The sequence below is a fragment of the Actinacidiphila alni genome (assembly GCF_900112845.1).
In the GTDB taxonomy this organism is placed as follows: domain Bacteria; phylum Actinomycetota; class Actinomycetes; order Streptomycetales; family Streptomycetaceae; genus Actinacidiphila; species Actinacidiphila alni.
Map to the genome: position 1 here is coordinate 65,929 of NZ_FONG01000017.1, position 19,906 is coordinate 85,834.

The window sequence follows — 19,906 nt, forward strand, 5'->3', positions numbered from 1 at the left end:
AGGAACCGCGCGTCGTGTCCATGTCCCGTATCCCCTTCAAACAGCTTCCCGCGGAGGTCCGCCAAGCGGTCGCCGTCAGGACCGGCGCGATTCACGAGGCGACGACCGCGCCCGGCGGCATGAATTCCGGGGTCGCCTCCGTCCTCACCACCGCCGGCGGCCCCGTCTTCGTGAAGGGCATCCCGACCGGCCATCCCCAAGTGACCGCCCAGCGCCGCGAGGCCGCGATCGCCCCGCACCTGCCCGCCTCGTGCCCACGCTTGTACTGGCGCCTGGAAACGGGCGGCTGGAGCCTCCTCGGCTACGAAGTCGTCGACGGCCACCACGCCGACTACGCCCCCGGCTCACCCGACCTGCCGCTCGTGGCAGCGGCGCTCGCCGAGTTGCAAGGGATCACCGCACCGGCGGATGTCGGGATCAAGCAGGCCGTGGACAGGTGGGCGCACTACGCACCGCCGGGCACGTCGCGGCACTTCGACGGCGACACCCTGCTGCACACCGACTTCGCCCCGGACAACGTCCTGATCACGGAGGGCCGCGCCCGGCTCGTCGACTGGGCCTGGCCCACCCGGGGCGCCGCCTGGATCGACCCGGGCGCCCTGGCGCTGCGCCTCATGGAAGCCGGACACCCGGCCGAGGACGCGATCGGATTCGCCGCCCGCTTCCCGTCCTGGCGCCATGCGCCACCCGAAGCACTCGCCGCCTTCGGCACAGCGACCGCGGCTCTGTGGCGGGAGATCGCCGAACAGGACGACGACGCGCAGTGGAAACGCACAATGGCCGAGCAGGCGGCGATCCTGGCCGAGCACGTCCGGGACGTGACAGTGCCCCGACCGTCCGAGGACGGCCGGGGCACCCATAAGCACAGGCCAGCGGCCCCGAACGAGACCGGACCCCGTAGGCCGTGTGGGACTTGAACCCACAACCAATGGATTAAAAGTCCACTGCTCTGCCAATTGAGCTAACGGCCCGCTGCCTCGGACAGCATAGCCGGGACCTGGGGCGGGGGCCGAGCAGGTTAGGGGAGGGGAAGGTCGAGGGGGTGGGCGCGGACCGGGTCGCAGCAGCCGGGGCACGGCGCTGGTGGTGGGCGGACCGTTGGGGCGCAGGCCGCCGCCGGCGGTGAGGCGGGGGGATGCCGACGCCGCCGATGCCCTCGTCGGGGAGGTCCAGGCTGTAGAGGTGGAAGTCGGCCTGCTGGGGCGTGAGAGTGACCGTGACGTCCATGCCGTCCGCGCCGGAACGCTCGACGGCGGCCGAGACCCGTACGCCGCCGTCCGTGAATCCGCCCTCGGTCCGGGGCGCGACCGACCGACCGCCACAGCCCACGGCGGCGGTGGTCACCACCCGGATCAGGAGGACGACGGCCCGCCGCGCCGCCCGCACGTGGCTAGGCCCACTTCTTGAGGAAGGCGTCCACCGCGCTCGCCGGCATGCTGCGGGCGTTGGAGAACTGCCCGTCCTTCGTGGCCGTCCTCGTCCGGCCGGACGGATCGAGCACGACCAGAGCGGGTATGCCGCTCGTCTCCACGTCCACGTACGGCGCCGCCACGTCCGGATTGTGGTCGAACTCCCCCACGTCCACGTCCACGCTCACGACGCGGTACTTCGCCAGCAGCGCCGCTGCGCCCGGCTCGGGGCGGCAACGGCAGCAGCGCGTCCGAGCAAAGGTTCCTCCTGGACATGACCGGGACACGAAAGGGTGTGGCAGAGGGCGGGACGGGACAGGACCGGTCAGAACAGCAGCCGATAGCCGTCCCAGCCCCCTCCGATTCGCACGCGCGGACCGAACTGCCCACCGGATGTGCCGAAGTAACGCCACAGGACGCCCGAGGCGTCGCGGGCGACGAGATCGGCGCGGCCGTCACGATTGAGGTCGCCGGGGCCGACCAGGGCGGTGTACGTGTTCCAGCCGGGACCGACGCGGACGCGGGCCTTGAGGCGGCCCTTGCCGTCGCCGGCGTAGCGCCAGAGCACACCGGACCTGTCGCGGGCGACGAGGTCTCCGGTGCCGTCGCCGGTGAGGTCACCGACGCCGGTCATCGTGCTGAAGATGCCGAAGCCGTAACCGATCTTCACGCGGGCACGGAAGGCGCCGGAGCCGTTGTCGGCGTAGAGGTAGAGGTCACCGGACGGAGTGCGGGCGAGCAGGTCCGGCCGGCCGTCGCCGGTGAGGTCGCCGGGGGCGAGCAGGGTGTTGTAGATGTTCCAGCCGGGGCCGATCAGCCTGGAGGGGTCGGACCGCAGGAAGGAGCCCTCCCCGTCGCCGGGGTAGGACCGCAGCTTGCCGTCGCTGGTGCGTACCAGCAGGTTGCCGTAGCCGTTGTTGTCCAGGTCGCCGAAGGCGAGATACGTGGCGGTGGTCGGCCAGCCGTGATCGGCGGTCTGCGGCGGGTTGAGCGTGCCGTTGGCGGCGGCCTGGTAGAGCCGGAGCACCCCGGCCGGGGTGACGCCGAGCACGTTGGCGCTGCCGCCCGCGGTGAGGCTGTGCTGCGTGGGACGGCCGCCGTAGACGTAGAGGACGCCACTGGCGGTGGTGCCGCCCTGGCTCACGCCATTGGCCGCAGTGGTGGTCAGCGTCCATCGGTAGCCGCCGTCGGTGGCGTACACGCCGTTGGCGTCCCTGCCGTTCCAGTTGGCGTAAATGGATGAGCGCGTCGCCCCGCCGCTGCGCGTGGCCTGGAGCGCGCCCGTCGCCATGCTGCGGATCTCCAGCTTCCAGCCGGACACGGCACCGCTGAGCAGCCACTCACCCGACCAGTCGCCGTACCCGCCGTCCCTCGGCCAGCTCTGCACACGGACGTCCGACCAGGCGGCGTTGACCGGTGCGGGGGCGATTACGGGCGACACGAGATGGGTCGCGGCGTCAGCGGTCGTGTACGCGATCGCGCCGCGGAATTTGTCGAGCGTCCAGGTATTGCCCCGCCCGGTGTCCGGCAGTGCCGGGTCGGCGGGCAGCGCGGCCAGCGTCCGGGTGGCGCCCGCGGTGCCCGGCCGGATGTCGGTGAGCTGGAGCTGATCGCCGGGGTGCCGCAGCACGAAGCCGTCGCCGAGCAGGGCGGGACCCGCCGGGACCCGTACGGACTTCTTCGCCGTGCGGTCGTAGACCCCGGCCGGGCCGCTCGCGCCGCAGGACCAGTACAGCCAGCGGCCCAGCGCCTGCACCTCCTTGATCGCGCAGGGCGCGTCGGTGGTGAGGGAGGGACGGGTGACCGGGCCCGCCGAGGAATTGTGCACGAGATCGGTCTGCGCGAGCTGTCCCTTGGTGCCGGTCGCGCTCCACAAGGTGTCGCCCCACAGCGCCGCGGGCACGATCGGCCGCGTCATGACGACCTTGCGGTAGCCCGGGGACACGATGTACTGGCGTCCGTTGGAGCCGCTGTTGTAGATCGTGGTCCATTCGGACGCGTCCACGATCCGGCCGCCGGACGAGTCGACGGGCACCCCGCCGAGCATCGTGTTGTTCTCGGCCCTGACGGTGTCCTTGCCGTCCGCGCCCTCCTCGACCCAGGACAGCGTGTACTCGTCGCTGCCCATGGCCAGACCGGCCGTACAGTGGCCGGGAGTCGCGCAGGACGACACCGGAGCGCCGCCCAGGCTGCTGAGGTACGGGGCACTGGTCGGCTGCGGGACCGGCCCGACGCCCTCGTCCTGGTGGTAGAGGGCGGCGTACACGGCACCCGTGTTGTCCTCACGGCCCTCCATGAACGCCAGGCGGCCGTGGCCGAGCGTGAGTCCGTAGCGGACCGGCCTGAGGATCCGGTTGTGGAAGAGCGCCACGGGTGTCCCGCCACTGGGGGCGATGCGGTAGGTGTCCCAGTGGTCGGCGTCCGTACCGCCGCTGACGTACGCCCCGGCGTCCCCGGAGGCGTGCGGGGCCGACGCGTCCGGCAGCGGCTCGGTGACGGGGCCGCCGTCCAGCGGCACGGAGTAGAGCGGGTCGGCGCGACCGTCGTTCCAGGTCGAACCCTTGCGTACGGCGAGCAGCGCGCTGTCGGTCAGGGTGATGTCGTACGCCGTGCTGCCGGCGTTCGCCTCGGCCGGGAGCGAGACCGTACGGGGTGCGGCGGCAGGGTCGGCCAGTGAGTGGAGCGTGAGGGTGCCGGTGCTGTACCAGCCGAAGGAGTGCGAATTGCTGAAGAAGGTGACGCCCGAGGGCGCTTGTGTCGTGTGGACGGTCGCCGCATCGGCGAGGTCCACCACATTCAGTGCCATACCGCTGTCGGACGTGGTGGCCACGACGACGCGTGCCGCGGTCTCGCCTTTCAGCATCGTGGCGCGGTACTGGCCGTCGGCCGGCAGACCCGTCACCGGCCGGTCGACGAACGTGGTCGCCCCGGCGTCGAAGGTCAGCAGGTGGACGGTTTTCCCGATGACGTTGCCGTCGGTGTTCAGCACCTCGGCGGTGGCGATGGCGGCCCAGCCCTCGGACGTACCGATCGCGGCGGCGAAGCTGTACCCGTGCGGCAGCGCGAAGTTGGTGGACGTGCCGGCGGCCGGGTCGGTCAGTCGTATGGTGCCCGCCCACGGCTCGGCGAACCGCTCGCTGCCGTCGGGCAGGATCAGCGGGACGCCCCCGGAACCCGCGGCCGTCCGCGGCGTACCCGACTCGTACGGCACCCACTGCCCGACGCCGTCGAACACCCGGAAGTACCCGTGGGAACCAGCCGAGGTGACATAGCGGTCGGCCAGTACCGGTTTGTTCACCGCCGGGATCACCACGTCGTAGCCGGCGGCCGGTGCCGCCGCGGCCGGGCCGACGCCGACGCCCGCGAAGGGCGCGGCGCCCGCCGCGAGGGCGAGAGTGACGACAGCGGCGAGAACACCGCGGATATGGGCGCGCTCGGCCACCCGTTCCTCCCCTGGAGATCACGAAACGGCATGGCGGAACCCCGGCCTGTCCGGCCGATTCAGCGCGCTGCGGTGAAGCCCCCCGGCTGTACCCCCATGCAAGTGAGCGCACTCTAACAGCCGCCTCACAGCTCCTGGAACTCTTGTCCACAGGCCCGCGGGAAGGCGGCGCCCACCTGCGCGAACGGGCCCGCCCGGTGCGATGTTGTTCGCACCGGGCGGGCCCGTTCAGGAGAGGATCACGCGTCAGCCGTTGCGCTTCCAGCGCGGCTTGCGGTCGTAGGAGGAACCGGCCGCCGGGGCCGAGCCGCGGCGGTCGTCGCGCGAGGTGTACGAGGGACGCGAGTCACGGCGGTCGTACGAAGAGCGGGAGTCGCGGTCGCCGTAGGAGGGACGGGAGTCGCGGCGGTCGTACGAGGAGGACGACGACGGGCGGCTGCTGTCGCGGCGGTCGCGGTTGAAGGGACGGTCACGGTCGTCGCGCCGGTCGTACGAGGAGGACGGACGGCGGTCGTCGCGGCGGTCGTAGGAGGACGAGCGGGAGTCGCGGCCGTTGTACGGGGTGGACGGCCGGCCGCTGCGCTCGCCGTACGAGGGACGGGAGTCGCGGCGGTCGTCGCGCCGGTCGTAGGAGGGGCGGCTGTCACGGCGGTCGTCGCGCGAGGTGTACGACGGACGCGAGTCACGGCGGTCGTACGAAGAGCGGGAGTCGCGGTTGTTGTAGGACGGCCGGGTGTCGCGGCGCTCGAAGTTGCCGCGGTCGTCGCGCCGTTGGTAGCCGCGCTCCTCGCGGGGCTCGGGCACCTCGGGGGTGGCCGCGGCCAACGCGGCCGCCTCGGCGGCGACTTCGGCGGCCTTGGCCGCCACCGCCTCATCCGGGTCCTCGCCGCGCTCGCGGGCCGAGCGGGCGGTGAGCCGGTCGGCCTCCTCGCGCAGCTCGGTGGCGCGCCGCTGCAGCCGCTCCAACTGCTTGGTGACGTCGGCGACTTCGCGCTCGGCCTGGAGCGCGGCGTTCTGCACCGCGTCGGCCTGCACATCGGTCAGCGACCGGGCGCCGGTGATCCGGGCGACGTCCTCGTCGAAGACGCCGGCGCCGCCGATGATGTGGCGCGAGGCGTCCACGCCCGCGTCCTCCATCAGCCGGAAGATCTGCTTGCGCTGGTGCGGCAGGGCGAGCGAGACGACCGTGCCGGACTTGCCGGCGCGGGCGGTGCGCCCGGAGCGGTGCAGGTAGTCCTTGTGGTCGCCGGCCGGGTCGACGTTGAGCACCAGGTCGATGCCGTCGACGTGGATGCCGCGGGCGGCGACGTCGGTGGCGACCAGGACGTTGACCTGCCCGCCCTTGAAGTCCTCCAGGGTGCGGGTGCGCGCGCCCTGGGTCATGCCGCCGTGCAGCGCGTCGGCCCGCACACCGGACTCGATGAGCTGCTCGGCGACGCGGTCGGCGCCCATCTGGGTGCGGACGAAGATGATGGTGCGGCCCTTGCGGGCGGCGATGGCGGCGGTGACCGGCGCCTTGTCCTTCGGCTTCACGACGAGCACGTGGTGGCTCATGGTGGTGACGGCGCCCTGGGCGGCGTCGACCTCGTGGGTGACCGGGTCGACCAGGTAGCGCTTGACGAGGGTGTCGATCTCGTTCTCCAGCGTGGCGGAGAACAGCAGCCGCTGGCCGCCGGCCGGCACGAGGTCGAGGATCTCGGTGACCTCGGGCAGGAAGCCCATGTCGGCCATCTGGTCGGCTTCGTCGAGGACGGCGATCTCGACCTGGTCCAGCACGGCGGAGCCGCGGTTGATCAGGTCGCGCAGCCGGCCCGGGGTGGCGACGAGGATGTCGACGCCGCGCTCCAGCGCGTAGATCTGGTTCTGCATCGAGGTGCCGCCGCAGACGACCTTCATCTTCAGGCCGAGGACGTCGCCGTACGGCTGGAGGGCGTCGGCGACCTGCATCGCCAGTTCGCGGGTCGGGGTGAGGATGACGCCGCGCGGGTGCTTGCGCTCGGTGCGGCCGCCGGCCAGCTGGGTCAGCAGCGGCAGGCCGAAGGAGAGCGTCTTGCCGGAGCCGGTACGGCCGCGGCCCAGGATGTCCCGGCCGGCCAGCGCGTCCGGGATGGTCGCGGCCTGGATCGGGAAGGGGGTGGTGACACCGTTCTGGGCGAGCTTGCGGACGATGCCGTCGGCGAGGCCGAGGTCGGCGAAGGTCACGCCGGGCTCGGCGCTCTCGGTGGTGTCGGTGTTCTCGGAAGTGGTGTCGGCGGTGTCGGTGATGTCCGTCACGGCGGCCACGGCGATGATCTCGTCGTTCTCGGGCATGGCGGAACGGTCGGCACTGTCAATGGGCATGCTGAAGCTAAACCTCTCGGAGACTTACGGCACGCGCCAGCTCCGTAGGTTGCTTACAACCGCCTCGATGCGGTCAGCCACAGGAGAAAAGGAACGCGCCACGCGGCGCGCATCGGATCAGGCGCCAGGCAATGGGATCAAACGATCTACCAGCATACGCATCCGGCGGCCCTTTTGCCAATCATTCCAAGGCACCCGCCCTGACCTGCACGTCCGTCCGCAGGCCGGGCCGCTCGGTGGTCCGCTCGGTGGCGCGCTCAGTGGCCCGGGTCGGCCGAGCCGCTGGGGTCCGCGGCCGGGCTGGACGACGGCGGGTCGGTGGTCGGCTGGGTGGTCGGCGGGTCGGTCGTGGGCGGCGCGGTGGGCGGGTCGGCGGTGGGCGACTGCTGGGCGGTGGGCTGCGGAGCCGAACTGCCGTCCGAGGGGGTCGGCGCGCCGCCGGCCCCGGCCGGGCCGCCGTCCCGCGCGCCGCTCCCGTGCTCCGCGGCCGGCGAGCGGGTGCCGTCGGGCGAGGCCGTACCGGTGGCGGACGGGGACGGGGACATCGGGCCGTCGCCGTGGTGCGTGCCGTTCCTGCCGTGCGGGCCCGACGAGCCGTCCGCGACGACCCCGGCGCTGACGCCCGGCCCGTGGCTGGGCGCCTTGGGGTCGGACTCGCTGCCGGCGCTCACGCAGGCCGCGACGCCGGAGGCCACCAGGGCGACGAGGACGGCGGAGCGCAGCCCGAGACGGAGACGGTCGGCTGGAGCAGGGAGCACGTGCATGCACCTCGGGGCTCGGTACGGGGAGGAGGTCGGATCGCCGTGTCCAACGCCCCCGCCTCCTGGCAGGACACGCCCGCGCGCCCAGCCGTACCCGAGCGCGTACCCGCCGAGGTACGCGCCCTGCCGTACGCACCCGCCTGCCGTACGTACCCGCCGCCGTACGTGCCCGGTCGCGGCGCGGCGCTCAGCCGTACCCGAGTGCGTGGAGGCGGGCGTCGTCGATGCCGAAGTGGTGGGCGATCTCGTGCACGACGGTCACCTCCGTCTCGGCGACGACCTCCTCGCGGGTGGCGCACATCCGCAGGGTCGGGCCGCGGTAGACGGTGATCCGGTCCGGCAGCACTCCGGCGTACCACTCGCCGCGCTCGGTCAGCGGCGTGCCCTCGTACAGGCCGAGCAGATCCGGGTCGCCGGGCGCGGGTTCGTCCTCGACGAAGACGGCCACATTGTCCATCAGCCGGGTCAGCTCGGCCGGAATCCGGTCGAGGGCCTCCCCGACCAGTTCCTCGAACTCCTCGCGCGTCATCTCCAGCACACGTTCATTGTCCCGGCGGGCGCCCCCGCGCACACCCGCGACCGCGCCAAAAGCGTTTTGGCGAACCCTCCGCCGATCCCCTATGCTGCGCAGGCCAGCCCTCATCGTCTAGTGGCCCAGGACGCCGCCCTTTCAAGGCGGTAGCACGGGTTCGAATCCCGTTGGGGGCACCACCGTCGCAGGACGGACCGCACACGAACCGAGCCCGAGCCGCCCCGAAGCGGCCCGGGCTCGATCGCGTCCGGCGGAAAACCTCAGAAATCCTCAGCCCTCGTCCTGCGTGCCCGTCAGGGTGACCCGCACGCCCACCGTGCCGCGTTCGCCGCGGCGCAGCCGGCTGCCCAGCAGGACCAGCCGGCCGGTGATGCCGTACTTGCGGGCGATCAGCTTGCGGAAGCGGGCCGTCTCCTCCGGTCCGGTGAGGGTGGCCCGGGCGGTGAGCGAGGGGGCGTCGGGCTTCGCGCGGCCGCGGACGTCGCTGGCGGTGACCAGGACGTCCTCGCGGTTGCGGATGCGCTTGACCTTGCCGGAGTCCGCCGTGGTCCAGATGCCCAGCGCCGCTCCGTCACGGACCACCCAGACCGGGGTCGGCACGGGGGTGCCGTTCCGGCGGAAGGTCGTCACCAACACGTACTTCTCGCCGCCGAGCTGCTCCAGGGCCGGATCGGCGGGGGCGGCGGACCGGTGGGTACGGTCGGACTCCGGCGGTGTCATGGCTTGTACGCCACGCCCGCGTACATGGCGACGTCCGAGTCCTTGACCTTGCCCTCGGTGCCGGGCTCCGGCCGCCAGTTGTTGACCAGGACGATGCCCGGTTCCACCAGCTCCAGGCCGTCGAAGAACGGCAGCACCTCGGCGTGGGTGCGGTTGCGGGCGGGCATGCCGCGCTTGGTGTACTCGGCGACGACCCCGCCGATCGGCTTCGGGCTGGAGTCGACGGTGACGGTGGAGATCGCCAGCCAGCTGCCGGACGGCAGCGCCTCCACGTACTGCCGGACCAGGTCGTACGCCTTCTGGTCGTCCATCACGAACTGCAGCACCGCGATGATCGACAGCGCGACCGGCCGGGACAGGTCGAGCGCCTCGGTCAGCTCGGGCGAGTTGAGGATCGCGGCCGGGTCGTTCATGTCCGCGTGGATGTACGTCGTACGTCCCTCGGGCGTGCTGGTCAGCCGGGCGCCGGCGTGGGCGAGCACGATCGGGTCGTTGTCCATGTAGACCACGCGGGCGCTCGGGGTCACGCCCTGGGCGACCTCGTGCAGATTCGGCGAGGTCGGGATGCCGGTGCCGATGTCCAGGAACTGGTCGATGCCCTGTTCGGCCAGGAAGCGGACCGCGCGGTGCATGAAGGTGCGGTTCTCGCGCATCGATATCCGCAGGCTCGGCCAGCCGTCGAGCATCCGCTCCGCGGCCTCGCGGTCCGGCGGGTAGTTGTCCTTGCCGCCGAGGATGTAGTCGTAGACCCGCGCCGAGTGCGGCACCGACGTGTCGATCTCGGGCGGTTCGTAGTTCGCCGGCCGCCGCGTCCAGGCCATGTCGTCGGGCATCCGCTGTTCCTCCTGATTACGCAACGTTCACAAGATTCGGGTCGAGCAGGATCACGCCAAACAAAAAACGGGAAAGCTGGGAAGGCAGGGAAAGCAGTAAGCGGGTGCAAACGTCAGGAAAGGGACAGACTGGCCTGTCCAGCCTCCCAGCCGCGGGAGAAAACGTCGAGTTCGATCTGCGTGAAGATGAGCGCGGGGCCCTCCGGATCGGTGGACTGCCGCACCGCGAACCGGCCGTCGGCCAGCCGTCGCACTTCGACGCAGCTCCCGCCGTTGCTGCCGCTCCACGGCTTGTGCCAGCCTTCCGCCCCGAGCGTACGAACAGCGTTGTGTATGCGATTCACGGGCTTAGAGCTCCTTGCGAATGGCACCGAGGAATTCTCCGGTGCGTTGTACTGGCAGGGCGTGGGCGCACAAGCGGTCCAGCGCTTCCTGGAAGTTCGTGACGTCGTCGTACTCGTCGAGGTACACGGCACCGACGAGATTCTCGACGTAGGCGATGTCGGAGATCTCCTCGTGCGGGAAGCGGAAGATGTGGAAAGCCCCGTACATCCCCTCGTGCGCGCAGATTCCGAACGGCAGCACCTGGAGTTTCACGTTCGGTAGCTGCTCGGTGACTTCGATGATGCGGTCGATCTGGGACCGCATCACGTCGACCGGGACCATGGGTCTGCGGAACACGGTCTCGTCCATCACCACCCACAATTCGGGGGGCTCGGCGGTGGTGAGCAGTTGCTGCCGCTGCATACGGACGGCGACCCGGCGCTCGACCTCTTCCTCGGCGTCGTGCAGGCCGGCCCGGAGCACGGTCGTCGCGTACTCCTCGGTCTGCAGCAGGCCGGGAATGTAGTGGGGTTCGTAGGCCCGGATGAGGCTGGCCTCTTCCTCCAGGCTGACGTAACCGCTGAACCAGGTGGGCAGGGCGTCGCGGTAGCGGTGCCACCAGCCGGGCTGGTTGGCGTCCCTGACCAGGGCGAGGAAGGTCCTGGCCTCGTCGGCGGGGACGCCGTACTCCTCCAGCAGTGTCTTGACGTAGGGCAGCTTCCACTTGCCCTTGGCCAGCTCCATGCGGCGGATCGTGAGGGGAGCGACGTCGAGGACCACGGCGGCGTCCTCGAAAGACTTCCCGGCCGCGACCCGGAGGTCGCGCAATCTCCTGCCGAGCACCATCAGCCGGACGGTCGAGCCGCCCGACGACTGCGCAGCCGTCACGCCCCGGCTCCTCTCACCGCGTCCATGGGAGCAGTGTGCCATCCCTCTCGGTGATATCCACACCCCCGAAGCCTTCTCCGTGAAATTATCAAGATTATCCTTGCCCCATCCACGGGGCGGGAGCATAGTGAGCTCGTGACCACGTTCACACACACGCGATGGAGAGGAATCTCCGCTGTGGGTTCACCGACCACCGACACCGTCGACACCATCGGTTCCGGGACGGCCACTCCCGGTATTGCCGCGGTTCCCCGCGCCCCCGGCCCACGCGCCGGCGGCTGCACTTTCGAACTGCTGGCGTGCGGTGCGGCGGTCTCCGAGGCCCGGCGGCGCGCGCGTGCCTATCTGACGGCGCGCGGCTGCAGCGCGGACGCCTGCGACACCGCGGCGCTGCTCGTGAGCGAACTGGTCACCAACGCCGTACGGCACACCGCGAGCCCCACCGTCATCTGTTCGGTACGACGCGACGGGACGCGGGTCCGCGTCGAGGTCGAGGACCACGGCAATGCCGGCGGCGCCGACGAGGGACCGGTGCTGCGCGACAGCGGTACGCACGAGGTGAGCGGCCGGGGTCTGCTGCTGGTGGACGCGGTCTGCGACGAGTGGGGCGTGGTGCCGGGCCGCGACGGCATCGGCCGGATCGTCCGCGCGGTCTTCCGCGACACCGAGGTCTGACCCGTAACCGAGGCCCGACCCGTACCGGAGTCCGTGAGGAGCCGGGTCGGCACCGAGTCCGTGGTCAGGGGCCTCACCTGGGGTCTGCTACGCTGATCCAGCGACGTGCCCCTGCCCCAGCGTGACCTTCCGGTCACTGTCAGGGCCGCAGATAAGCGGTACGGAGCACCCGAGATCCTGTGCGAGAATTGTCCCGCACAAGCTTGGTCCTGTGGAGCAGTTTGGAGTGCTCGCCACCCTGTCAAGGTGGAGGCCGCGGGTTCAAATCCCGTCAGGACCGCTGCGGCTGGGTAGCTCAGTTGGTACGAGCGACCGCCTGAAAAGCGGTAGGTCGCCGGTTCGACCCCGGCCCCAGCCACCGCACGACGTAGGCCCCGTCCTCGGACGGGGCCTACGTCGTTCCCGGGGCCGTGAGCGGGTGCGGCCGGAAGCGGAGGAAATGCGTTCGCCGCTCGCCCGCCGCAGATGCGATCCTGGATCAGGTATGTCTACCCAACCCACCACCGCCGACCTCGCCGGCCGGCTGCCCGCGCTGACCCTGCGCGACGAGCAGCGGCTCGGCCGCCGTCTCGACGGCGCCCGCCGGATCCGCAAACCCGAGGCGCGGGCTGCGGTGCTCGCCGAGATCGCCGCCGAGATGGACAAGGGCGAGGCCCGCCTCGCCGCGCGCCGGGCCGCCGTGCCCGCGGTCGACTATCCGCAGGCGCTGCCGGTCAGCCAGAAGAAGGACGAGATCCTGGCGGCGGTCCGCGACCACCAAGTGGTGATCGTCGCGGGCGAGACGGGCTCGGGCAAGACGACGCAGATCCCGAAGATCTGCCTGGAACTGGGCCGCGGGGTGCGCGGCCTGATCGGCCACACCCAGCCCCGCCGGATCGCGGCCCGTACGGTGGCCGAGCGCGTCGCCGAGGAGCTGCGCACACCGCTGGGCCAGGCCGTCGGCTGGAAGGTCCGCTTCACCGACCAGGTGAGCGACTCCACGCTGGTCAAGCTGATGACCGACGGCATCATGCTCGCCGAGATCCAGACCGACCGCGAACTGCGCGCGTACGACACGATCATCATCGACGAGGCGCACGAACGCAGCCTCAACATCGACTTCATCCTCGGCTATCTCGCCCAACTGCTGCCGCGCCGCCCCGATCTGAAGGTGATCATCACCTCGGCGACGATCGACCCGCAGCGCTTCTCGCGGCACTTCGGCGACGCGCCGGTGGTCGAGGTCAGCGGGCGGACGTATCCGGTGGAGGTCCGCTACCGGCCGCTCACCGAAGAAGGGGACGGTGAAGAGGACAGCGCCGACGACCGGGACCAGATCACCGCGATCTGCGACGCGGTCGACGAACTCCAGGCCGAGGGCCCCGGCGACATCCTGGTCTTCCTCTCCGGCGAGCGCGAGATCCGCGACACCGCGGACGCGCTGACGAAGAAGAACCTGCGCTCGACGGAGGTGCTGCCGCTGTACGCGCGGCTGTCGTCGGCCGAGCAGCACCGCGTCTTCCAGCAGCACAGCAACCGCCGGATCGTGCTGGCCACCAATGTCGCCGAGACCTCGCTGACCGTCCCCGGCATCCGGTACGTCATCGACCCCGGCACCGCCCGCATCTCCCGCTACAGCCACCGCACCAAGGTGCAGCGGCTGCCCATCGAGCGGATCAGCCAGGCCAGCGCCAACCAGCGCAAGGGCCGCTGCGGCCGCACCGCGGACGGCATCTGCATCCGGCTGTACGACGAGGACGACTTCCTGTCCCGGCCGGAGTTCACCGACGCGGAGATCCTGCGCACCAACCTGGCCTCGGTCATCCTCCAGATGACGGCGGCCGGCCTCGGCGACATCGCGCGCTTCCCCTTCATCGACCCGCCGGACAGCCGCAACATCAAGGACGGCATCCAACTCCTCGAAGAGCTGGGCGCGTTGGACGCCAAGGAGAAGGACCCGCGCAAACGGCTCACCCCCATGGGCCGCCAGCTCTCCCAGCTGCCGGTGGACCCGCGGCTGGCCCGTATGGTGCTGGAGGCCGACCGGAACGGGTGCGTGCGCGAGGTCATGGTGATCGCGGCGGCGCTGTCCATCCAGGACCCGCGCGAACGCCCGGCGGACAAGCAGACACAGGCCGACCAGCAGCACGCCCGCTTCCGCGACGAGACCAGCGACTTCCTGGCCTTCCTCAACCTCTGGGGATACGTACGCGGCCGGCAGAAGGAGCTGTCCTCGTCGGCCTTCCGCCGCATGTGCCGCGGCGAATTCCTCAACTACCTGCGGATCCGCGAGTGGCAGGACATCTACAGCCAGCTGCGGACGGTCGCCAAGTCCCTGGGCATCACCGTCACCGAGCCCAAGTCCGAGGAGGACGCGGCCGATCCGGTACGGGTGCACCAGTCGTTGCTGAGCGGGCTGCTCTCGCACCTGGGCCTCAAGGACACCGACAAGAACGAGTATGTGGGCGCGCGCAGCGCCAAATTCGCCGTCTTCCCCGGTTCGGCGCTGTTCAAGAAGCCGCCGCGCTGGATCATGTCGGCGGAGCTGGTGGAGACCTCCCGGCTGTGGGCGCGGGTCAACGCGCGGATCGAGCCGGAGTGGGTGGAGCCGCTGGCCCAGCACCTGGTCAAGCGCACCTACAGCGAGCCGCATTGGGAGAAGGACCAGGCGGCGGTGATGGCGTACGAGCGGGTCACCCTCTACGGCGTGCCGCTGGTCGCCCAGCGCAAGGTCACCTACGGGCGGATCGACCCGGTCGTCTCGCGCGAGCTGTTCATCCGCAACGCACTGGTCGAGGGCGACTGGCGCACCCACCACCAGTTCTTCCACGACAATCGCAAACTCCTCGGCGAGGTCGAGGAGTTGGAGCACCGCGCCCGGCGCCGCGACATCCTCGTGGACGACGAGACGCTGTACGACTTCTACGACGCGCGGCTGCCCGAAGAGGTCGTCTCCGGCGCCCACTTCGACTCCTGGTGGAAGCAGAAGCGGCGCGACGAACCGGAGTTGCTGAACTTCGAGCACTCCATGCTGATCAACGAGAACGCGGAGGCGGTCACCAAGGCCGACTACCCCGACTCCTGGCGGCAGGGCGCGCTCAAATTCCGCGTGACGTACCAGTTCGAGCCCGGCGCAGACGCCGACGGCGTGACCGTGCACATCCCGCTGCAAGTCCTCAACCAGGTCTCGGCGGCGGGCTTCGACTGGCAGATCCCGGGCCTGCGCGAGGAGGTCGTCACCGAGCTGATCCGCTCGCTGCCCAAGGCGATCCGCCGGCATTACGTGCCCGCGCCGAACTACGCCAAGCGTTTCCTGGACACCGCGGTCGCCGGGCCCGATCCGCTGCCGGCCGTGCTGGCGCGCGAGCTGCAGAAGATGGTCGGGGTGCCGGTCACCGCCGAGGACTTCGACCTCGGCAAGGTGCCCGAGCACCTGAAGATCACCTTCCGGGTGGTGGACGAGCGGCGGCGCAAGCTCGCCGAGGACAAGGACCTGGACGCGCTGCGGCTGAAGCTGAAGCCGAGGACGCGGGAGGCGATCACCAAGGCGTTCGAGTCGGCCTCCGACCCGGCGCTCGCCTCGGTCCAGCAGCGCACCGGCCTCACCGACTGGACGATCGGGGCGCTGCCGCGCACCTTCGAGGCGCGGCGCTCGGGCCAGCCGGTCAAGGCGTATCCGGCGCTCGTCGACGAGGGCGCCACCGTGGCCGTACGGCTCTTCGACACCGAGCCGGAGCAGGCGGCGGCGATGTGGCGGGGGACGCGGCGGCTGATCCTGCTCAATGTGCCGGTCAATCCGGCGAAGTTCGCCGCGGACCGGCTGTCCAACCAGCAGAAGCTGGCGCTGTCGCGCAATCCGCACGGCAGTGTGCAGGCGCTGTTCGAGGACTGCGCGACGGCCGCGGCCGACCGGCTGATCGCCGACCACGGCGGGCCCGCCTGGGACGAGGAGTCGTACCGCAAGCTCTACGACGCGGTGCGGGCCGATCTGGTGGAGCTGACCGGGCGCAGCGTGCAGCGGGTGCAGCAGGTGCTCGCGGCCTGGCAGTCCTGCGAGCGACGGCTGAAGGACACCAGCAGCCTGGCGCTGGTCGCCAACCTCCAGGACGTACGGGAGCAGCTCGCGGGCCTGGTGCACGCCGGTTTCGTCACCGAGGCGGGGCTGAAGCGGCTGCCGGACCTGATGCGGTATCTCGTCGGCATCGACCGCCGCCTCCAGCAGATGCCCACGGGCGTCCAGCGGGACACCACGCGCATGGAGAAGGTCCGGGAGATCCAGGGCGAGTACGCGGAGCTGCTGGCCGCGCAGCCGGCCGGGCGGCCGGTGCCGGCCGCGGTGCGGGACATCCGCTGGATGATCGAGGAACTGCGGGTCAGCTACTTCGCCCACGCCCTGGGCACGGCCTTCCCGGTCTCCGACAAACGCGTCTTCAAGGCCCTCGACGAAGCCTGGGCCTGACGGCCGGGAACGAGTTCGACCGCACGCCCTGACCTGCTGTACAGTCTGTCTCGCAGCCGCGCCGAACGGGCTGCGACACCAGGTCCTGTGGAGCAGTTTGGAGTGCTCGCCACCCTGTCAAGGTGGAGGCCGCGGGTTCAAATCCCGTCAGGACCGCTTTTACGTCTGCCACTAGGCCCGCCCCTTCGAGGGGGCGGGCCTTTTTGCTGTGCCCGGGCGCCCTCCCGTGGGGCTGGGCGCTGACTCCCCGTATGCGGGCGGGAGTTCATTAGCGCACCCTCGGCAAGATCCACAAGTGGGCGTCGTGTGACGGGAGTCACGGAAAACCGTTTCGGGAGTGGGGAACCGGACGCCCTCCGGAGAGCTGTCGATTTAATATGTGCAATGGCACCCTCCCGGGGACGACTCCGACACCAGCACGCAACCGCCCCCAGGACCCCACGGATCACGCTTCTTCCGGGCACAGAAAAGACCGCATCGGACCCGGCGGAGTCCGATGCGGTCTGGTGAAGCGGGGTGAAGCGGGTGAAACGGTGTTGCCGAGCTTGGAGCACCCTCCGGCTTCCCTGATGGGGGCAGGTGACCTTCGGGGGGGGCGGGCGACGTATGGGGTGGGGGCCCCGTAAGCCGCCCATAAGGGCCTGTCAGGCCCGTCAGGCCTCGCTGCGCTGCTGCGGAATGCCCGCCAACAGCGCGCGGACCTCCGCCTCGCGGTAGCGGCGGTGCCCGCCGAGCGTGCGGATCGACGTGAGCTTGCCGGCCTTTGCCCAGCGCGTGACCGTCTTCGGGTCGACGCGGAACATGGTGGCGACCTCAGCAGGGGTAAGCAACGGCTCGGCATCAGGGGTGCGAGCGGTCATGAGCGGCCTCCTCGAGAGAACCGAACCAACGCGGTTCTTTCCTCTAAATTCTGCACCTTGACCCGCGTTGCCCGAAATGGCAGACGCGGGCCGAGTCGGTAATAGGACGAACGGCTTGTCCTCGGCACTACAACTACACCATCCGTCCAGCCGCGTCGGCCAAACCGATGGAATTGCCCTCTCAGGTGTTCAAGCTCGGCGGATGCCGATGGACCGTGTCATAGCGGACAGTCACACCAACGTGACGATCAGTCACAACCTGATCATCTGCCCCATCCCCACCTTCGAAACGAGCCCGAGGAGGACCCGATGTCCCATTTTGACACGAGAGATGGCGATGCAGGCAAGAGTCCGCTTACGTGCTCTCCGTCACGCTTGGGCCATTACCGCCGCTCTCGATGCCAAAAGGCAAGCTGAGGGGCGCAAGAGACACAACGAGACAACACATGGCTCAGCTGGAGAACTGGAGCTCCCGCACGGCCCGCCACCGGTCGGTCAGGCGTTCGTACGCCTCGCCGGCCGCCGCGGTGTCACCCTCGCGCAGCGCCGCGAGCCCCTCGGCCACATCGGCCGCCGACCGGTCCTCGGCGAGCACGTCCTGGCCCATGACATGGACGAGGCCGCCGTAGTCCAGCTCGACCAGCGAGCGCGGGTGGAACTCCTCCAGCCAGCGCCCCACGTCGATCAGCCCGTCGATCAGCGGGCCCTCGTCCAGCGCGTCCTTGAGCACCCGCAGCGCCCGCGCCACCCGCCGCCTGGCCTGCACCATGGGCGTGCGGTAGCGCAGCAGCGGCTCCTTGGACTCGCCCGCGCCGGCCGGTTCGTACTCCCGCTCGTCGTCGCCGACCAGGGTGAACCAGCGCACCGGTACGTGCCAGGTGGCCGAGCGGATCCACGGCCGGGCGTCCGGGTTGCGGTCCCGCCAGCTCTCGTGGTCGGCTGCGGCCTGGCGGCGTACGACCGGCGGCAGCATCGCGTCGAGCACCGGCTCGGGCAGCAGCTCGCCCACGTGCTCCAGCGCGAGCCAGCCGCGCAGCCGGGTGCGCCAGGGGCAGATGTGGGTGACGCCGGCGACCACCGCGACGAACGCGTCCCGGCTCTCGTGCACGGGGACGGCCATCGGCGGCACCGGCAGCAGGTCGGCCAGCGACTGCCGCAGTTCGTCCTGAGCGGTACGCGTCAGGCCGCGGGCCGCATACCGGTACCAGTGGGTCCGTTCGGGCTCGGGAAAGGCCGCCAGCGGCTCGTAGACCCGCAAATAGGCCGCGTACGGGACCAGTACCGGTGAACCGCCCACACCCGCTCCCTCGTCACCGTGCCGTTGTTCCGATCGTCCCACGCGACCCACCGTGCCGGAGGTGATCCCGGCCACGCACCCATGATCGCCCGCGCAGGGCCTACGCTTCTGATTGTCCGGCCTCCCGCCACCCGCACGGGGAGCCGGAGGCCAGCAAGGCCAACCGGGTTCGCCCGGAATAACTGGACTATGGGAGTCACCACCGTGACCGACGTACGACAGACGGACCGCGCCTCGTCGATCGAGCCGACCGTTTCCCCCGAGTCGTCCGTACTCGCCAAGCTGTTCCGATCGGAACAGGGCGGGCACGAGCAGGTCGTCCTGTGTCAGGACCGCGCCTCCGGCCTCAAGGCCGTGATCGCGCTCCACTCCACCGCCCTGGGCCCGGCCCTCGGCGGCACCCGCTTCCACGCCTACGCCTCCGACGAGGAGGCCGTCGAGGACGCCCTCAACCTCGCCCGCGGCATGTCGTACAAGAACGCGCTGGCCGGGCTCGACCACGGCGGCGGCAAGGCCGTGATCATCGGTGACCCCGACACCCTCAAGTCCGAGGAACTGCTGCTCGCCTACGGCCGGTTCGTAGCCTCGCTCGGCGGCCGGTACGTCACCGCGTGCGACGTCGGCACGTATGTCGCGGACATGGACGTCGTCGCCCGCGAGAACCGCTGGACCACCGGCCGCTCCCCCGAGAACGGCGGCGCCGGCGACTCCTCGGTGCTCACCGCCTTCGGTGTCTTCCAGGGCATGCGCGCCGCCGCGAAGGTCCAGTGGGGCGAGCCGACGCTGCGCGGCCGGCGGGTCGGCATCGCCGGGGTCGGCAAGGTCGGCCACCACCTGGTGGAGCATCTGGTGGACGACGGCGCCGAGGTCGTGATCACCGATGTGCGCGCCGACGCCGTCGAGCGGATCGTCGCGCGGCACCCCGGCCGGGTGACGGCCGTGAGCGACGCCGAGGTGCTGGTCCGTACCCCGCTGGACGTGTACGCGCCGTGCGCGCTGGGCGGCGCGCTGGACGACGCGACCGTGGGCGCGCTCACCGCGACCGTCGTCTGCGGCGCGGCCAACAACCAGCTCGCGCACCCGGGCGTCGAGAAGGACCTCGCCGACCGCGGCATCCTCTACGCGCCGGACTACGTGGTGAACGCCGGTGGCGTGATCCAGGTCGCCGACGAGCTGCACGGTTTCGACTTCGACCGGGCAAAGGCCAAGGCCACGAAGATCTACGACACGACCCTGGCCATTTTCGACCGGGCGAAGGCGGACGGTGTGCCGCCCGCGGTGGCGGCCGACCGGCTCGCGGAACAGCGGATCGCGGAGCGTACTCCGAGCGCGGAATGGTTGCGTCCGGAAGGGTCCGCGTGACCGACAGCACGGCCCGATAGCAAGT

General features: G+C 70.7%; 15 protein-coding genes and 5 tRNA genes. 8 read left to right on the plus strand and 12 right to left on the minus strand.

The features are described 5' to 3' along the window. Positions 1–20: 20 nt before the first annotated feature. The gene (locus BM076_RS25200; protein ID WP_245796358.1) at positions 21–917 is read left to right on the plus strand and encodes a phosphotransferase family protein; all 897 of its coding nucleotides are present in this window, start codon (positions 21–23) and stop codon (positions 915–917) included. Here BM076_RS25200 and BM076_RS25205 read toward each other — a convergent pair. The 6 genes from BM076_RS25205 to BM076_RS25230 form a co-directional block, all read right to left on the minus strand. After that, a tRNA-Lys gene (locus BM076_RS25205) sits at positions 899–971 on the minus strand. The genes BM076_RS25200 and BM076_RS25205 overlap by 19 nt on opposite strands. A gap of 419 nt (positions 972–1,390) precedes the next feature. Beyond that, positions 1,391–1,597 (minus strand): hypothetical protein, encoded by a 207-nt coding sequence (locus BM076_RS25210; protein WP_093715984.1) that lies wholly within the window; start codon positions 1,595–1,597, stop codon positions 1,391–1,393. Positions 1,598–1,734: 137 nt separating this feature from the next. After that, positions 1,735–4,851, minus strand: a complete 3,117-nt coding sequence (locus tag BM076_RS25215) for an FG-GAP repeat domain-containing protein (protein WP_093715985.1) — start codon at positions 4,849–4,851, stop codon at positions 1,735–1,737. A gap of 246 nt (positions 4,852–5,097) precedes the next feature. Beyond that, entirely contained in the window at positions 5,098–7,191 is a 2,094-nt protein-coding gene (locus tag BM076_RS25220; RefSeq protein WP_093715986.1) for a DEAD/DEAH box helicase, read from the minus strand. A 257-nt stretch (positions 7,192–7,448) separates the two neighbouring features. Continuing rightward, a complete protein-coding gene (locus BM076_RS25225) occupies positions 7,449–7,949 on the minus strand; it encodes a hypothetical protein (protein ID WP_143120636.1) in 501 nt (166 codons plus the stop codon). 190 nt (positions 7,950–8,139) lie between these two features. Further along, positions 8,140–8,490, minus strand: a complete 351-nt coding sequence (locus tag BM076_RS25230; RefSeq protein ID WP_093715988.1) for a metallopeptidase family protein — start codon at positions 8,488–8,490, stop codon at positions 8,140–8,142. Between the two features lie 97 nt (positions 8,491–8,587). Here BM076_RS25230 and BM076_RS25235 point away from each other — a divergent pair. Further along, positions 8,588–8,663: transfer RNA gene (locus tag BM076_RS25235), tRNA-Glu, on the plus strand. A gap of 91 nt (positions 8,664–8,754) precedes the next feature. On the opposite strand, the gene BM076_RS25240 is transcribed toward BM076_RS25235, so the two are convergent. The 4 genes from BM076_RS25240 to BM076_RS25255 all read right to left on the minus strand — a co-directional run bounded on the left by BM076_RS25240 (position 8,755) and on the right by BM076_RS25255 (position 11,249). Then, positions 8,755–9,204, minus strand: coding sequence for a PPOX class F420-dependent oxidoreductase (locus BM076_RS25240; protein WP_093715989.1), 450 nt, complete (start codon positions 9,202–9,204; stop codon positions 8,755–8,757). Beyond that, positions 9,201–10,037, minus strand: coding sequence for an SAM-dependent methyltransferase (locus tag BM076_RS25245; protein WP_093715990.1), 837 nt, complete (start codon positions 10,035–10,037; stop codon positions 9,201–9,203). The genes BM076_RS25240 and BM076_RS25245 overlap by 4 nt, the downstream gene beginning before the upstream one ends. Positions 10,038–10,150: 113 nt before the next feature. Next, positions 10,151–10,381, minus strand: a complete 231-nt coding sequence (locus tag BM076_RS25250) for a DUF397 domain-containing protein (protein WP_093715991.1) — start codon at positions 10,379–10,381, stop codon at positions 10,151–10,153. A gap of 4 nt (positions 10,382–10,385) precedes the next feature. Further along, complete coding sequence (locus BM076_RS25255; RefSeq protein ID WP_093715992.1) at positions 10,386–11,249, minus strand: helix-turn-helix domain-containing protein; 864 nt, start codon at positions 11,247–11,249, stop codon at positions 10,386–10,388. A gap of 177 nt (positions 11,250–11,426) precedes the next feature. Between BM076_RS25255 and BM076_RS25260 the strand changes: the two genes are divergently transcribed. The 5 genes from BM076_RS25260 (at position 11,427) to BM076_RS25280 (ending at position 16,518) form a co-directional block, all read left to right on the plus strand. Then, complete coding sequence (locus tag BM076_RS25260; protein WP_245796331.1) at positions 11,427–11,924, plus strand: ATP-binding protein; 498 nt, start codon at positions 11,427–11,429, stop codon at positions 11,922–11,924. Positions 11,925–12,129: 205 nt separating this feature from the next. Continuing rightward, positions 12,130–12,204: transfer RNA gene (locus BM076_RS25265), tRNA-Asp, on the plus strand. A 4-nt stretch (positions 12,205–12,208) separates the two neighbouring features. Then, positions 12,209–12,282: transfer RNA gene (locus tag BM076_RS25270), tRNA-Phe, on the plus strand. A gap of 126 nt (positions 12,283–12,408) precedes the next feature. Next, a complete protein-coding gene (gene hrpA / locus BM076_RS25275; RefSeq protein ID WP_093715993.1) occupies positions 12,409–16,362 on the plus strand; it encodes an ATP-dependent RNA helicase HrpA in 3,954 nt (1,317 codons plus the stop codon). 81 nt (positions 16,363–16,443) lie between these two features. Next, a tRNA-Asp gene (locus BM076_RS25280) sits at positions 16,444–16,518 on the plus strand. 497 nt (positions 16,519–17,015) lie between these two features. Here BM076_RS25280 and bldC read toward each other — a convergent pair. Both bldC and BM076_RS25290 read right to left on the minus strand, forming a co-directional pair. After that, entirely contained in the window at positions 17,016–17,222 is a 207-nt protein-coding gene (gene bldC / locus BM076_RS25285; RefSeq protein ID WP_003949541.1) for a developmental transcriptional regulator BldC, read from the minus strand. 451 nt (positions 17,223–17,673) lie between these two features. Next, positions 17,674–18,519, minus strand: coding sequence for a hypothetical protein (locus tag BM076_RS25290; protein WP_093715994.1), 846 nt, complete (start codon positions 18,517–18,519; stop codon positions 17,674–17,676). Between the two features lie 204 nt (positions 18,520–18,723). On the opposite strand from BM076_RS25290, the gene BM076_RS25295 reads away from it, so the two are divergent. Then, positions 18,724–19,881 carry a Leu/Phe/Val dehydrogenase gene (locus BM076_RS25295; RefSeq protein WP_407640706.1) on the plus strand — a complete coding sequence of 386 codons (1,158 nt, stop codon included), beginning with the start codon at positions 18,724–18,726 and terminating at the stop codon, positions 19,879–19,881. Positions 19,882–19,906: the final 25 nt, after the last annotated feature.

What these genes read in the sequence shown, in the direction of transcription:
- BM076_RS25240 (WP_093715989.1), bottom strand. Translation starts at nt 9,204, where the DNA reads ATGACACCGCCGGAGTCCGACCGTACCCACCGGTCCGCCGCCCCCGCC.
- hrpA (WP_093715993.1), top strand. Translation starts at nt 12,409, where the DNA reads ATGTCTACCCAACCCACCACCGCCGACCTCGCCGGCCGGCTGCCCGCG.
- BM076_RS25200 (WP_245796358.1), top strand. Translation starts at nt 21, where the DNA reads ATGTCCCGTATCCCCTTCAAACAGCTTCCCGCGGAGGTCCGCCAAGCG.
- BM076_RS25220 (WP_093715986.1), bottom strand. Translation starts at nt 7,191, where the DNA reads ATGCCCATTGACAGTGCCGACCGTTCCGCCATGCCCGAGAACGACGAG.
- bldC (WP_003949541.1), bottom strand. Translation starts at nt 17,222, where the DNA reads ATGACCGCTCGCACCCCTGATGCCGAGCCGTTGCTTACCCCTGCTGAG.
- BM076_RS25245 (WP_093715990.1), bottom strand. Translation starts at nt 10,037, where the DNA reads ATGCCCGACGACATGGCCTGGACGCGGCGGCCGGCGAACTACGAACCG.